The organism is Facklamia sp. 7083-14-GEN3 (genome assembly GCF_024742075.1).
Classification (GTDB): domain Bacteria; phylum Bacillota; class Bacilli; order Lactobacillales; family Aerococcaceae; genus Facklamia.
In genome coordinates this window covers 537,906-554,088 of sequence record NZ_JANSGD010000001.1, presented here as the reverse complement: position 1 = coordinate 554,088, position 16,183 = coordinate 537,906, and the positions used below count along the sequence as shown (strand labels likewise).

Sequence of the window (16,183 nt, the reverse complement as noted above, 5' to 3'; positions counted from 1 at the left end):
AAAAAGAGTTTGAGTCTTTTCTTCTTCATAGATTTATAAATTCCTCTCTCTGAATTCTCTCCCTTGCTTCAATAAAAGGACTAGACCTAATGATACTATTACATAGGCTAAAAGTTGTAAATTAGTAGTAGCCTCTCCAGTTGACGGCAAGAAGCCTTGATCGTGAGGCTTTTGGGGTCTATTAATAGTCACATCCTGATCTTGTTCTGATTCCTTAAACGGTTTGTTGACAATTTCTACAATAGAATAATTCGTATAAGACTGACGCGTAATTTCAAAAGGAATGGCTTCTTCAAGCGGTTGGTATTGTAATCCTTGTACCATAGGAGCTTTCACTTCAATGAGATAATATTTTCCTAATGGCAAATTATTAACTTTAAAATATCCTCGTTCATCCGATTCTACCACATATTTTTCTTTATTTTCTAAAAGAACATCCTCAAATTCTCGATTTTTAGTATTCCAAGTGACCACTTCAAAGCGCGCACCCACTAGGCCCTGAGCTGGCTTTTTATGATTAACTTTACGAAAATGTTGTCCTCCCAGTATTTCTTCATTTTCTGAACTGGTATCCTCACTTGTAGAAGTAGTACTATCGCTCCCAATAGCATCATCGTCGTCATTATCAGTGCTATCATCACTATCAAGTAAATATTTTGTTACTAGAACTTTAGTTAATTCTCCTGCTTCAATTGTAAAATAAATTTTTCGACTGATCGAATAACCATCGACCGTTTCGACTTCGACCAAGACGTAATCACCAGCAGGTAATGAGAATAAATTGATTTCACCCAAAGCGTTTGATTTTAATTCGGCCTTACCGTCTGCATCAGTAGTAAAGTATCCATCTTTAAAGAGGAGGGGTTGATTAGAGTTGGCTGCATAAATATAAAAGCTTACTCCAGCTAAGTCTTTCCACTCTTCTTCATTATCAGAATCAACTTGGCCGATTACTTTAATAGTTAATTGGCCAACCTCCGCTTGTTTAGGAAAGATGTCCACTCTTTTAGTATTCTGATAGGGTAAATTAATCACAAAAGGAACGGTACGCAGCTCCTTCTCCCCTTCTTCATTAACTTCAAGCCCATAAAATAAACCATCAGGCAATTCTTCAATGACTGCAAAGTTATCTTGACCTGCTTTTGAAATAAATGATTCTTTAAATAAATCATCCAGTTCATTTGTCTTTTTCTTATTTAAACTCTTCATATTTGTTTCAGCGTATTCAGGATTTATCTTCCATACTTTATAGTTTCTAGGAGATGAATCACTCTCCTTGTAATGAATAGACAATGTATTAGAAGGTTGAGCTAGTACTTGAATCGGTAGGACAAATAATACTACTATCGTCAACAAGAAAAAGTGAACTTTTTTTTGAACATTCATGTCATACCTCCTTGTGTAAGTATCCTTTGTTAAAGGAAATAGCGCTATTTCCCTTAACAAAGGATGGAGAAAAATCTCCATACCTTTTTAAAATTATGCTTCTTCTTTAGCCTTTCGACGACCAATAATAGCAAAGAACATCAATGAAATACCGGCTACGATAAAAATGATTGTACCAATACCACCAGTTGCTGGGATGGATGGACGTTTGTTATTTAGGATTGATTCTACTTCGCCTTGATCATTGACTTCAAAATTAACCGGCTCTCCTAATAGTTGATAACCTTCAGGTGCTTTTACTTCAGTAAGTGTATATTGACTCAGACTCGATCCTTCTGTTGCTTGGTTTGAATAAGCAAGACCATTTATTACAAATGTGCCGTCACTACTTGATTTTAGAACTATTTCATCTCCATCTTCAAAAGTTCCTTCTTCATTTGAACTTACAAATATATTAGAATTAGAAGGTTCATTTAAAGCAATTAATTCTTTATTCCATTTAACGGGATCATCATTCTCTTTAAGAGCAAATTTAGCTCCATCTAATCCAATATTTTCTCCGTTTATTTTTTTAAAAGATTTATTACCAAACTTTACTGTGACATTATCAGAAGATGCAGTATTTGCATTGTCTATCATTGAACCATTATTATAAGTTATTAAGGATTTATTTATTATGTTGGTATTTGCATCAGCTTTTGAATTTATATAAGCATTAAAATGAACTTCTATGAATGGAGTCGCATTATCATTAGTAGTAGCTTTACTAACGTCTTCAACTTTATTTCTACTATCAAAAGGCACTTTTTCAGCAATTTCTGCTATTCCTATAGTTCCAAGTGAGATTTTAAGAGTATTATTATTATTGTTTTCAGGATCATAATTAGTTTCAAAATTATTTATAGTTTCTCCACCGACTGTAACAGTAATATTTGTTAAATCGGATGGGTCAATGGTAAGTGACGGATCTAGCTCATCAACAAAAGTGTATTCAGTATATTTTTCAATATTGGTTGGAATGGTTCCTTTCAAAATATATGTAAAAGATTCTCCAACGTTATACGAAGCTGTTTTTTGACCTAATTTAACAATATCTTTTCCAACAACTGGAAAGGCTCCGGTGATATTTTTAGGATAAATATTTACTTCATTTAAATAGCCACTACCATCAGCAGCTGTCATCGGGAAAGCAATTAAAAACGGAACGGCTACGTACCCTGTAACGCTATCAGGTTTAGAAGTTTCATATACTACATAATATTCTGATTTTGCTGGATTATAAGTTTTTGTCCAAGTAGTTGAGCCATCTTTAGTAGCTTCTAAAACAACATCATCTTTTGTAACTTCTTTTGGCTGTTCGGGCATATTAGCAACATCAGATATAGCATCATTATATTGTTTTTCAGTAATTTTGTAAGCAGTAAACACTACATTATCTAAAGTTGTAACGTTAGTTCCTAATTTCTCTATATCTGCTTGATTTAACGGTTTTCCATCTTGATTAAGATCTCCTGTAGTGTTGAACTTATCAGCTTGAAGTTTATGTATAATTACATTAACCGTTTTTTCCTCTGCTGACACTGATAATGAACTTGATATAAATGTTGATAGTCCAAGGATTAGGACTAAAAACGTTCTTAAAAATTTATTATTTTTCATGATTATCTCCTTTTATATGTTTTTCTTGTTTTTAAAAAATAGTAGCCTGAAAGTAGAATGAGTATTGTACCCGATAATAGATAAATAAGCACCCCCATTCCTCCGGTTCTAATTAAGTTACGGGACTCATAGTTCTTAACAACAATTTTATTGGCAGTTCCATCTTGATTACTATCAATTTTTTCAATAAAATCTTTTTGTTTTTCATCTAGGATAAAAACTGCATTTCCTGTTCTCTTTCCATTAGAATCTTTAGCTTCTTCAATAGTAATTGAGAGTGGCTGACCTAAAAGGTTATATCCAGCAGGAGCCTTTATTTCAATGAGTTGGTATGTTCCTATAGGTAAATTTCTAAAAATCAAAGAATTAAATCGATCTTGAGTAACTGTTTGATCAATTATCGGTGAATCATTTTGATCCAATTCATCTGAAATCAGTCTGAATTTTGTTCCACTCAATTTTTTAAGGGAATTTTCTCCGTCAATTTTATCAAAACTAAGGTCAGTAATAATTTTTTCGTTAAAAACAATGTAACCTAGATTAGCATCTAAAAGTACAGACCCTTCATTTTTAATTAAATCATCCGGATTAACAGAAACATCATTATTATCGTCCACTCGAATAATTACTGGTAGAACATTACTTTGATATCCATCAGGAACAGTTGTTTGCTCTAAATAGAAATAAACGTATCCGTCTTCTGCTCTTTGTGGCCGATAATTAGTTAATTGAGGACTAAAGTCGACATAACCATTTTCATTACTAGTTGCGGTCCAAGATTCGCTAGTTACCAATTGATTATTATTTGGATTAGGAATTCCATTTATTCTTGTCAATTTGAACTCAGCATTATCTAATGAATTACCATATAAGCCATTTGCATTATTAATATCGTCTCGCACATTAAAATCAATCTCGATTGGATTAAATTTATTAATAACTCGTGGAAATTCCTTATTACTTTTATCAATTATCCAAAACTCATCAGATTCGCTTAACCATGTAACTTCACCTTGTTCGGAAACTTTTACCAATGCACTCACTTTTCCTCCGGCAACTGTCTCATAATTGGTCGGTGACTTAACTTCAACCACTTCATAAGTTCTTCCTACAGGCAATTGCTTAAATTCAATGATGCCGTCTTCTTCAGAAATAGAAGTTGCTAATGATTCACCTATTCTTTTTTCATTATCAGGATCGTATTCATAAATTTCAAATTGAGCACCTGCTAAAGGGGTATTTTGAGTATCGTTAGCAATTTTAATAAATTTAATGTTAGTAGGGTTTTCTTTATTAATAGCATAATTTAAATCGTATTTTCCTTTATCATCTTTCCAAAGGAAATCATCGCCTTCTGACCCAGATTTTCGAGATATTTTAGTTTCTATTCCATCTGAACCAGAGGTAACATCGATATTATAAACAGCATTTGATTTTAGATGGGTATTGGGCGCTTTTAATTCTCTTAATTCATAACTACCGATACCAACTTCTGGGAAAACTGCCAAACCATTAGCATTAGAAACCACTGTTTGATAATATTCTTCTCCGCTTTCTAAATTCCCTTTAAGTTCAAATTTAACACCTTGTAAAGGAATAACTTTTCTACCAAAAGGTAGTTCGCTATCATCAGTTTGTGAGGTTGTTGTTCCGTTTTCACTATATCCATATTTAGTGATTTTTAAGCCGTCATCTACAACATTTGATACATAGTATCCTTGGTTATCATCCCCGAATAAAAGATCATTATAACCTGAAATTAAATCAGCCATAAGTTTATTATTTGTTTTATCTAACTTAATCTCAATAATGTCATAAGCATTTTCTTGCTCTAAATAACCTATTGGTGTTTTTGTTTCTTGTAAACGGTAAAAACCCTCAGATAATCCTTTAAATATTACTTTTCCACTTGCGTCAGATTCGATTGATTGACTTTCTCCCTTATCAATATATTTACCCTCTTTCAATTCAACAGAAGTTAGAGTAAATTCTGCGCCGGAGAGTGGAATACTATTCAAACCTATCTTTGTAAATTCAATAGTATATTCTAAAGGATAGTTTTTCATTTTAATTTGGTCAGCTTGTCCATCTACAACACTTGACCCATCAAATTCGTTAGCATCGTCTGGATACTTCATTGTAACTTCACCATATTTATTTGTTTCTATCTTCCATACTGTATCACTTACTTGGTATCCTAAAGGAGCACGAATTTCTTGAATAGTAAAGGTAGAATTAGGTTTAGCTGCCGTTCTATTGAGAGTGACTCTCCCTTGTGAATCACTTGTTTTAATCAAGACATCTTTTGGATTAGCATCATTAACGACTTTAAACTGTGCATCAGCTAGCCCTTGACCCTCCTCATCTACTTTTATGAAAAAATAAGATTCTCTAACGTTAAAATAATTATATTGATTGGTTCTTTCTGAAAAAGTTAAGACTGGATCAATTCCTTCTGTTTCTGACTTGTCTAAATCAAAGGTCTTTATATTGTTAATAACCAGTCCACTATTATCATTAAGCAACTCGATATCAAAAGTTGTTTTTAAATTTTGTTTAATATATCCTGGTGGATTTTCGGTTTCAATTAATTCGTAAGTGCCAACTTTGAGATGATCAAAACGAACTTGACCTGATTGATCGATTAAATTTGAATTATATACTTCCTTCGTATCTATATTTGTTAATTTAAACTTACCACCTGTTAAAGCATCCCAGTTCTGTCCTCTATTAGTGAAAGAAAAATCAATGAAATGTTGATTATTAGTAATTTTGAATATTTGGTCTCCTTCACTATCGAATTCTTCTTTAATATTCTCTTTGTTACCATTTAGTTCAATTTTCCCGTCATTACCTACAATGAAGGTCCACTTATTGTTTTGCGTTAAATAATATCCTTGAGGCGCCGTATCTTCAATTAAAGTATAAGTACCTGGTTTTAACTTTGAATATTCAAAAATAGGATTACTTTGATCGCTATCAGGTTCAATAGTTTTATTTTCAATGTCTTTAAGAGTGAAAGTGGAACCTTTAAGTGGTTTACCAGACTCATCTACTTTATGAATTAATAGCTTATTAACTTTATTTTCAATAATAGGAGTAATATCACCTAAAGATTTAGTTGACCCCTTAGAAATAACTCTGAAGTTATTTGAATAGGCTTTAGTTTTATTTGTATCTTGATTAATCTCAAATGTATAAGTATTCTCACTTCTAATGTAGCCATCTGGAGGTGAAGATTCTTTCAGTTCGTAAGTTCCAATTCCTAAATCTTTAAAAGTTGCAATCCCCTTTTCATCAGAATTTATTATTTGACTAAAATCGTTATCTCCTTGTTTTTTTAATTCGAAAACTGCATTAGCTAGTGGTGCACCTGTATCTTTATCTATTTTTTTAAATTCTACATCTGTCACCAATCTTCTAACCCGAACAACAGCCGCGTTACTAGCTACTGTATTTCCATTATCAGCGATAGGTTGGAGAATTTTACTGTTATTTGGTGTAATGAGCCCTCTAGCAGATAAATCATAAGCACCATAGAATTCACCTATTTTAGGATTAGGGAAACCACTTAGACCTCCGTTAGGTGCTTCGAGTATTGTTTTATTCGGAGCTGCAAAACCATCCGGGGTCCCTACGACTTCAACATAATATAGTGGATATTGTCCATTTCTTTCGATGCCATAGTATGACGTGTATCCACTAGCGTCCGAAATCAATTCAATATTACCTGATTTTTTATCTGTTACAGGATTAATATCATAACCTATTGGAAATGACCCTGGTATATACTTATAGTGATGCAGCTTTACAGTTACTCCTTCGACCGGCTTATAAGTTTTATCGAAATCATCAACAGCAAAAATGGTGAATTTTCCTACTTCTGCTTTAGGAGGTTCAACGGCTGCCCTTGCCATCATTCTAAAATCTGGCTTAATGACTTCATATGTAGTTGGCCATTCAGATATTTCACCATCTTGTTGAGTAATTTTTAATTTGTTTTCAAAAGTACCAACTTTTGAAGTGTTAATTTTTTCTAACCATTCGAAGGAAGTATCTTTTGGAAAATCGCCATAATTTTCGATAACATCTTCAAAGGATAGATTTGAATTGAGTCCTACTAATACGCTCTCTTTGATAACGGGTTTAACCGCTTCGCTTTCATTATCTGAAGGATTAATTCTTGTTTTTTGAGCTTCCTCAGAAGTTGTTGTTTTTTTATCTGAAATTGATGCTTCTTCTTTAGGTAACGATTTGCTAACTACTTCACTAGCTTTATAACGTGAACCAGAAAACGTACTAAAAGCTTCTACTTTATAATCCTTAGTTATTTCTTCAGTAGACTTGCTATCTACTTCAATTGTCGAATTAAAATATTTCTTAGGTATCCACAATTGATAAGCTTCCTTTGTAGAATCACTTTTGAGTGCAAGTTGCCATAACTTCTCAGCTTGTTCATTTGTTGGGTCAATAGGCTCAACCGGTTCTTCTCTTATAAAAGCTTTTGGCTCTTCTAAGTTAGGTTCAGTTGGTAACTGTGGTTCAACTAGATCAGCTGGAACTTCTTGGTTATTGTCTATGTACTGATTATATTGATCGACATATGCTTGATAATTTATTTCATAATTTTCAATCTCTTCATTATAATTATCCCATGCCTCTTGATAAGCTAGCCATTCCTGCTCATTAGCCTTTTTAGATTCTTGGTATTCCTCAATTCGGGCCGAATAGTTCTCAATAGCTTGTTCATATGCTTGAATGTCTTGCTGATAGTTTTGATAATTATTTATATTCTTTTGGAACTGTTCCTTATCAGTAGTAATATTTATCGGAAATTCTTGATTATTACTTGTTATTAATGAAAGACTATTCACTTTTTTAGTGGTTCCATCAATTATAAAATCAACCCACTGATCTTGAGGAGAGTCAAAATTACTAGCGTTCAAAACTAATTGCCAACCAGATCTCTTTGAATTTAATTGGAGAACATCCTCATTCGTAATATTTTGAGCATGGACATTTATAAATATGTGAAAAGGTATATTCGATAGGACAATTAGAGATACCATGAAAAACCGGAAGAATTTACTTAATTTTGAATTCAATTTTTCACCTTCTCTTCCTCTTAATTTTATATATTCTTAGAATATTTTAAGCTATAAAATATTTAAATTCAAATGAAAGATATACTATTAATCTTTGTACAGAAAGGAACACACCTAGAATAAATCAAGTCTGATGTTCCTTAAAACCCTTTCCCTGTAAATAATAGGTAATAAGATAAAATTATATCATATTTGTTTGAAAGAATTCAATTAACATGATTGATTTTTATTAGCTCGAAATTCATATATAAAGATATATTAATTTATTTTAAACAATTTTTAGAAATTTTTAATATGTGTTTTTTTAAGTGTTACATGAAATGTTCGGATTTTTAATTGTTCTTTCAAACTATCTATTATATATATTGTTTTCTCGTTTATCTTCCCTATTAAATTAATCAAAAATAGCATAATGACTCTTATTTATAAATTAAAATCCGAACGTTTATGTTTATCTTTCTTTAAAATTAGTCTTTAACATTTCACTTCCAGTATTGCTATGATAAACTACATAAGTAAATGGGTGATGACGGTCTTCCGTCGTTTTTTTCATTTATACGTTGTTGGTCGATTATTTTATCTCAATGAGAGAAAGGAATCTGATTATGAAAAGAACAGTAGGTACCGTAGTAAGAGGCTTGAGAGCACCAGTTATCCATGAAGGGGATGACCTAGTCAAAATTGTTGTTGAGACTTTATTAGAGTCTTCTAAAGAAGCTCAATATATGATTGAGGACCGGGATGTTCTTGCTATTACGGAATCCATTTTAGCGCGTGCTCAAGGCAATTATGTTACACTTGATCAAATTGCTAAAGATATCCAAAATAAATTACAATCTAAAAAAATTGGCGTCGTATTCCCAATTACCAGTCGGAATCGATTCCAGTCTACTTTAAAAGCGATTGCTCGTGCAGCCGATGAAGTGATTGTTCAATTGAGTTATCCATCCGATGAAGTCGGTAACCCACTCATGTTAATTGAAGATTTAGATGATGCTGGCATCAATCCCTGGACCGATGTCTTTACTGAAGCAGAAATCAAAAAGATCTTCGCTGATATGAAGCATCCTTTTACAGGTGTGGACTATTTAAGCCTTTACCGTGAAACAATTGAAGGGGAAGGCGCTAACTGTACAATTATCTTGGCAAACCAGCCAAAAGCAATCTTAGATTATACAGACACTGTCATTGCAGCCGATCTTCACACACGTAAACGAACACAAAAACGCTTACTACAAGCAGGCGCTTCAAAAGTCTTACGTTTAGATGAAATTATGAATCAGCCAATTGACGGCAGTGGTTCAAACCCAGACTTCGGTTTGTTAGGTGCCAACCTTTCTTCGGATGAAATCGTTAAGCTCTTCCCTATCAATGGTGAAGTTTTTGTCAATAACGTGCAATCTTTAATTAAAGATTTAACTGGCAAAACAATCGATGTCATGATTTACGGTGACGGTGCTTTTAAGGATCCTCAAAGTCAAATTTGGGAATTAGCCGATCCGATTGTATCCCCTGCTTATACAAGTGGATTAGAAGGAACACCTGATGAAGTAAAACTAAAATATTTGGCAGATGGTAAATTCAAAGATTTAGAAGGTCAAGATTTACAAACTGCTATTTCTGATTATATTGCTGGCCATGCAGCGGCTAGTCAAGACCAAGCAGAAAGAATCGGTACAACCCCTCGTCAACTGACAGACTTATTAGGTTCTTTATCTGATTTAACTTCTGGTTCTGGTGATAAAGGGACTCCTTTCATCTACATCAAAGGTTACTTCGATAAATACTCTGATCAATAATTTTAACTTTTAACTTAAAAACTCTGTTAAACACTTGTGTGTTTAACAGAGTTTTTTTAATTCACTCGATAATCTGTTGTTCCTGTTTTTAAAACATCTAAAGTGGCATTAAGTCCACCTTCTACTAAATTTTTAACAGCTTGGTCGGTATAAAAAGCAATATGTGGCGAATAGATTATTTTAGGATGGTTTAATATTTGAATGAAAACTTCATCTTCAATTTTATTATTCTTAAGGTCATTCCCCACATAATGACTCTCATCTTCATAGGTATCTAGAGCAGCTCCAGCTAAGTGGTTTTCATCTAAAACTTTGATTAAGTCATTTGAATTAATAATAGCCCCACGTGCCATATTTAATAAATAAGCTCCTTTTTTAAACTTCTTCAATTGTTTATAATTAAATAGATGATACGTCTGATCGGTAACAGGCATATGCAATGAAACGACATCTGCATTAGAGACAGCTTGGTCAATAGTATCAGCATAAGTTAATAAATGGTCTAAGTTATCTTTAGGATACAAGTCATACCCCACTATTTCACAACCAAACCCTTTAAATATTTTAGCTGTAGCTATTCCTATGTTACCTGTTCCAATAATAGCAACCCTCATATCTCCGATTACACGCCCCCGCATTGGAGGTCCCCAAGTAAAATCATGCTGTTTAACCTTATCTTGAACAAGGTCATACTTTCTGATTAAATTTCCTGCCATTAAAACAGTCCATTCCGCAATTGATTCAGGTGAATAGATTGGCACATTGCTAATAATAATTCCCTTTTCTTTTGCTTTAGCTAAATCATACATATCATAACCAGCGCTACGTTGGGCAATTTGTTTAAAGCCAAAACTGGCTAATTTTTCATAAAAGCTATCGTCTACCTGCGCTACTTGAGAGATGGTAATTCCGTCGTATTCCTTTATATAGTCAAAATCTTCTTTTCCAAGTGAGTGATTACGAAGGGTGAGTTCTACCTGATGTGATTGGGCCCATTCTTTTGCAATTATTTCTTCTTCTTCTCTTACGTCAAACATTATGATTTTATACATACCATCAATCCTTCTTCATTTAGAAAAATTTATTTATCTTTTTTATTAAAAGTTTTTCACAAATTAATATTTTGTTTCTGTAACTATTTTAGCTTATAAATCTTTCAAAAAACCTAGCAAACTTTCAGGTTTTTCTTCCCATTCAAAAAGTTTGTCTTCACAGCGCTTAATTAATTGATCTTTATCCTCAGGAATATTTCCACTTAGAGCTACTGTGTTGGAATAATGACTTCCATCCAAGAAAGTTTCTAACCGTAGGTGGTTTAAAAAGAACAAAGTCTCCTCTAAGCTTTGACGATCACTTAATACTTGAAATTCTTCTCTTTGTTCTTCATTTAGATCATTGATGTTTTCTTCTTGATAAGTCATCATAAAAACTACCTTAGCTCGAGTTTTGTTTAAAAATTTAGCCGATTCAATAGTATGTTTTTCGGATAAGTTGCTGCCACCGTATCCTAAAACGAAACCGATTGAGTAGTCTATGCCTAATTTTTCTAAACGCTTAAGAGCAATTCCTTTTTGCTTAATCGAAAGTTTCTGATTATGAAAATTTAATATCGGATCGGATCCTGTTTCAATTAAGAGAATAAGATGATCTAGACCTATTTGTTTTAACTCGATTAATCTATCTTCAGGAGTAACTAAAATAGTTTCAGTCTGGGTCAAAGCTTTAAATGTCTTGGTCTCTTTTGAAATGTTTGATGATTCCTTCAGTATTATTAGTAAGTCGTCGACTTCTATTTTTAAAATATCCTCATAGGCTAAAAGTATCTGCTTTTCTTCCTTACCTTTTGGAAAATTTTGTATTAACCTTTGAGTGATCTTTTTAACGTGATCTTTAGTATTGAAATCATTTAATATATCACCGTTTTCTTCTTTTATTATTTGGTTAAGATCAATTTTTGGATAGTCTTTTTCAGTAGTAATAAAATGATAGAACTGTTCTTTTATAGTTGACATAGTTTACATCCTTATTCGTTTTTACTTTATTCTAACATAAATTTTAAAATTTATGCTTTTGTCATCTATTGAACTAAAGATAAATGGATTTAGTAGTCTAATAATTCTCATCAAATTCTTACAGCTTTTTTCTTAAAATTAGGTATAATAGAATGACAGTTTAAAGTGAGGTGTCTTATGAATAATCAAGATTTTTATCGTAAAATGTTAGCCATCGCGATTCCAATCTCTTTACAAAGCTTAATTGTTTCTTTTTTGAATACTTTAGATACCATGATGATTTCATCACTTGGTCCGGAATCAATCGCAGGAGTTGGCTTGGCAAATCAAGTCTTCTTTTTTTTCACTATGATTTGCTTTGGTACCGCAACGGGAGCTTCGGTTATGATTGCTCAATACCATGGACGGGGTGATTTGGAAAAGCTACAAAAGGTTAATGCTTTCTCTTGCTTAATCACCTTTGTAGTAGCTTGTCTGTTCACCTTATTGGCTTGGTTTATACCAGAAAAAATTCTAGGTTTAATGATTGATGATCCTGCCGTTATTGCTGAAGGATCAAAATACTTAAGCGTTGTTGCTTGGTCTTATGCTTTAACAGGAGTTAGCTTTGTTAATAGTGTGGCCCTTCGTTCAACAGGAAACCCTCGTTCGCCATTAACAGCCGCTATAGTTGGTTTTGTTTTTAATGCCTTTTTCAACTATGCCTTCATTTTTGGTAAATTTGGTTTCCCTGAATTAGGTGTAGTAGGAGCAGCAGTAGGTACAATTATTGCTAGATTAATGGAACTGTTAGTTATTTTTTACACAGTCAGTCGCTACGATTCTCCGCTTAATGGACCTATTAAAGAGATGTTTAATTTTAAAGGCGACTTTATTCAAAACTTCTTGCGTATAACCTTCCCTGTAATTGTTAATGAAACTTTTTGGGGACTCGGTCAAGTGCTTTATAGCGTGGCTTATGCCATGGTTGGGACCAAAGAAACAGCAGCCATTCAAGTTGTTTTTGCCATCCAAAACTTAGCCTTTGTTTTAATACGTGGTCTCTCCAATGCATGTACAATAATGTTAGGAAATACAATTGGACGAGGCGTCATGGATGTTGTCTATCCTCACGCCATTCGCTTTCTAAAAATGGGCGCAGTTATCGCACTTATTGTGGGGCTTTTCTTATCCGTCACCCCATCCATTAGTCTACAGCTATTTCCAAATTTAACTCCTGATGTTTATGAACTTTGTAAAATCCTTTTAAATTATATGGGCTTTGTCTTTATTTTAAAAGCTGTTAACTCGATTCTAATTGTTGGCGTTCTAAGAGGTGGAGGCGATACTAAGTATTCCCTCTTCTTAGAAATGGGTTCTGTCTGGTTAGTTGGTGTTCCTCTAGCCTTCTTAGGAGCGGCTGTTCTTAACTTCCCTATTCAATGGGTTGTGATGTTAGCCGCTACTGAAGAAGTCACCAAATTAGTGATTGGCCTATTCAGAGTAAAATCCAAAAAATGGATTCATCAAATTTCATAAAAAGAAGACTGCCGCTAATAATGATGTGCACCCCAAAACACGGACAAAAATTTAATATTTAATTTTTAAGCGGTTTGTATCCTGTATTCAATAGGAGACAAGCCGTTTAATTTTGCTTTAATTCTTTCTTCGTTATACCAACGGATATAACTTTTAATTTCTTTCTCTAAATGAGCATAAGAGTTAAATGTGACACCATGGAACATCTCTTGTTTAAGAATTCCGAAGAAATTCTCCATCGGAGAATTGTCCAAACAATTTCCTTTTCGAGACATGCTTTGAGTGACGCCATTTTCTGTGAGTTTTGACATCCATGATTTATGCTGGTAGTGAAAGCCTTGATCCGAATGAATGATTAAATTAGATTCAATGTTTCTTGTTTGAAGAGCCTGATCTAACACCGTATTTGTCATGCGGATATCAGGTTTATAACTTAAATTATAAGTGACTATTTCTCCGTTAAACGCATCTAAAATAGGTGAAAGATACAGTCTTTTTTCCTGACCCGATAAACGAAATTCGGTGACATCAGTTAACCATAATTTATTGGCTGCCGAAACATTAAATTGACGAGCAACGATGTTGTCTGCGATTTTACCGACAGTTCCTTTTTATGAGCTGTATTTTCTGCTTCGAGTATTAAACTTACTACAAAGAAAATTTTCTTCTCTCATAATTCGCAAAACTTTCTTATGATTAACAATATACCCCAGTTTTCTTAACTTTAGACTGACTCGACGGTATCCGTAACGTCCTTTGGACGCTTTAACAATATTTCTAATTTCCTGCTTGATTTGAGCATCCGGATCAATCGTTAGCTTGAACTTTTTCTTCCACTCATAAAAGCTTGATTTAGGTAATCGACTAATCTTAAGCCATTCAATTATTTGAGTTTGAGGGTGTTTTTCAAGTAAGTCTAAAATTATCTGCGTCTTTTACTTGCTTCGGCTTCTTCTTCTAGAAGCAAGGCTGATAACTTTTTTTCATAGAGCTCTTTCATTTTTAAGAGTCTATTTTCTTCTCTTAAGCGAATGAGTTCTTCTCGTTCGCTTTCGTTTAAAGGTTGATGATCAGCCTTCTTTTTTTCTTTTATCTGTCATATTTTTTCTCTGCCTTCCGCTTTGTTTGTTCAAGCCTGAGAAACCTTCTTTTTGATAAATTCGATTCCAATTACATATCAGCGATCCGCTAGGTAAATCGAATTTTTCAGCAGCTTCTCGATAGGAACATTCATGTATTTGCCTATATTTTATGACAGACAACTTAAATTCACCACTATATTCTATTTTATTGAGCTTTTTATTAAATCCTTCGAACCCATGGTTTTCATACATCTCTATCCAATTTCTAACTGTAGAAGATGGAATTCCATACTTTTCTGCTATTAAATCACGACCACCGGTCGTTCCATCAAGATATTCATTCACTAATTTGATTTTAAACCCTTTTGAATATTTAGACATAAAAAGAACCCTCTATCCGAGTCCGGATTTAGGGGTTCATTACATAAACAGCAGTCTTCTTTTTATTTATTGAAGCTCTTTTAACATTTCTTGCATACCTGGGATAGGCGGTAGAGTTGAACGAGGAGAAGTAAAAGCTTCATATAAGCCAGTTGGCCAAGCTAGATCGGTCAATATTTCTTTTGAAATATGCGAATTTATAAACTCAGGACGTCCTTGACTAATCTTTAAGGCAAAGTCCGGTTCTATTAAGGTACCACGTCCGATAGCTACTAAGTCTGTGTAATCTAATGCTCTTTGGGCAGAATCAGCATCAAAAACGCCTCCTACTAAAACAAGCAATGTTTCTTCATCCAGTACCGGTTGAAAGATTTCTGAAAACGTTTGTTGGCTATCTTTTGGTTTACTATCATAAGATCCCCAAAGAGATAAATGTAAGTAATCGAGCTCATAAGGCTGTAATGCGGCCACTAACTCTCTTGCTTCTTCAGCATTATAGCCGATATCTTGCCCATGAATTTCTTCTGGGGAAATCCGATATCCTACAATAAAATCTTCTGGTCCAAAATCTTTGGCAACTCGAGTCACTTCATCTGTTACTTCAAGGGCAAAGCGCATCCTATTTTCTAAAGAACCGCCATATTGATCCTTGCGATAGTTGGTGTTTTTAGAAAAGAACTGTTGGATCAAATAGTGGTTAGCACCGTGGATTTCAACCCCATCAAAACCAGCTTTTATCGCTCGTTTGGTAGCTTGGCCAAAATCTTTTACGATTTGTTTAATTTGTTCGATACTTAAGGGCACAATTTCATGGTCTAGAAAATCTAAATCCACAGCTGACACACCATACACCGGTAAACCTTCGCTGGCTCTTTGATGAGCTTGGTAACCCGAATGGTGGATTTGTAGAATGGCTTTATTACCTTTGGATTTTATTCTTTTGGCCAATTCTTTTAGACCAGGTAAATAATCGTCAGAAAAAGCAGCCAATTGCTCAGGTGATCCTAAACGGTTAGCTGGACCTCCTTCTGGTGAAACATAATGATATTCAGCGATAATCATAGCCGCTGATTGCGACCTTCTTTGGTAGTAGTCCAGGGTTTCTTGACTATTAAATCCTTTTTTTAATCCAGAAAAAGTCTTCATCGGTGGCTGAACAATGCGATTAGTTAATTGTGCACCGTGTCTTAAACGAATGGAATCTGTTAATTTTTTCATCCTATACCTCCTAATTTTATTTT

At 33.7% G+C, this 16,183-nt stretch carries 10 protein-coding genes and 1 pseudogene; 2 read left to right on the top strand and 9 right to left on the bottom strand.

The annotated features are described in order from the left end of the window. Positions 1-33: 33 nt before the first annotated feature. The 3 genes from NW240_RS02600 to NW240_RS02590 all read right to left on the bottom strand — a co-directional run bounded on the left by NW240_RS02600 (position 34) and on the right by NW240_RS02590 (position 8,150). The gene (locus NW240_RS02600; RefSeq protein ID WP_258435892.1) at positions 34-1,386 is read right to left on the bottom strand and encodes a collagen binding domain-containing protein; all 1,353 of its coding nucleotides are present in this window, start codon (positions 1,384-1,386) and stop codon (positions 34-36) included. Positions 1,387-1,479: 93 nt separating this feature from the next. Next, positions 1,480-3,045, bottom strand: a complete 1,566-nt coding sequence (locus tag NW240_RS02595) for a SpaH/EbpB family LPXTG-anchored major pilin (RefSeq protein ID WP_258435891.1) — start codon at positions 3,043-3,045, stop codon at positions 1,480-1,482. Between the two features lie 2 nt (positions 3,046-3,047). Continuing rightward, positions 3,048-8,150, bottom strand: a complete 5,103-nt coding sequence (locus tag NW240_RS02590; RefSeq protein ID WP_258435890.1) for a SpaA isopeptide-forming pilin-related protein — start codon at positions 8,148-8,150, stop codon at positions 3,048-3,050. Positions 8,151-8,755: 605 nt separating this feature from the next. Here NW240_RS02590 and NW240_RS02585 point away from each other — a divergent pair. Further along, positions 8,756-9,949, top strand: a complete 1,194-nt coding sequence (locus NW240_RS02585) for a coenzyme F420-0:L-glutamate ligase (protein WP_258435889.1) — start codon at positions 8,756-8,758, stop codon at positions 9,947-9,949. A 56-nt stretch (positions 9,950-10,005) separates the two neighbouring features. Here NW240_RS02585 and NW240_RS02580 read toward each other — a convergent pair whose 3' ends face one another. Further along, positions 10,006-11,001 (bottom strand): D-2-hydroxyacid dehydrogenase, encoded by a 996-nt coding sequence (locus tag NW240_RS02580; protein ID WP_258435888.1) that lies wholly within the window; start codon positions 10,999-11,001, stop codon positions 10,006-10,008. A gap of 93 nt (positions 11,002-11,094) precedes the next feature. Then, complete coding sequence (locus tag NW240_RS02575) at positions 11,095-11,961, bottom strand: hypothetical protein (protein ID WP_258435887.1); 867 nt, start codon at positions 11,959-11,961, stop codon at positions 11,095-11,097. 177 nt (positions 11,962-12,138) lie between these two features. Here NW240_RS02575 and NW240_RS02570 point away from each other — a divergent pair, with 177 nt between their 5' ends. Beyond that, the gene (locus NW240_RS02570) at positions 12,139-13,479 is read left to right on the top strand and encodes an MATE family efflux transporter (RefSeq protein ID WP_258435886.1); all 1,341 of its coding nucleotides are present in this window, start codon (positions 12,139-12,141) and stop codon (positions 13,477-13,479) included. Between the two features lie 65 nt (positions 13,480-13,544). Here NW240_RS02570 and NW240_RS02565 read toward each other — a convergent pair. The 4 genes and pseudogenes from NW240_RS02565 to NW240_RS02555 form a co-directional block, all read right to left on the bottom strand. Further along, a pseudogene (locus NW240_RS02565) lies at positions 13,545-14,075 on the bottom strand (IS3 family transposase); the annotation flags it as partial. A 15-nt stretch (positions 14,076-14,090) separates the two neighbouring features. Beyond that, positions 14,091-14,273: an IS3 family transposase gene (locus tag NW240_RS08560; protein ID WP_396134556.1), complete on the bottom strand. Its 183-nt coding sequence runs from the start codon at positions 14,271-14,273 to the stop codon at positions 14,091-14,093. 276 nt (positions 14,274-14,549) lie between these two features. Next, a complete protein-coding gene (locus NW240_RS02560; protein ID WP_258435885.1) occupies positions 14,550-14,942 on the bottom strand; it encodes a helix-turn-helix domain-containing protein in 393 nt (130 codons plus the stop codon). A 66-nt stretch (positions 14,943-15,008) separates the two neighbouring features. Beyond that, positions 15,009-16,160: an NADH-dependent oxidoreductase gene (locus NW240_RS02555; RefSeq protein WP_258435884.1), complete on the bottom strand. Its 1,152-nt coding sequence runs from the start codon at positions 16,158-16,160 to the stop codon at positions 15,009-15,011. Positions 16,161-16,183 lie beyond the last annotated feature (23 nt).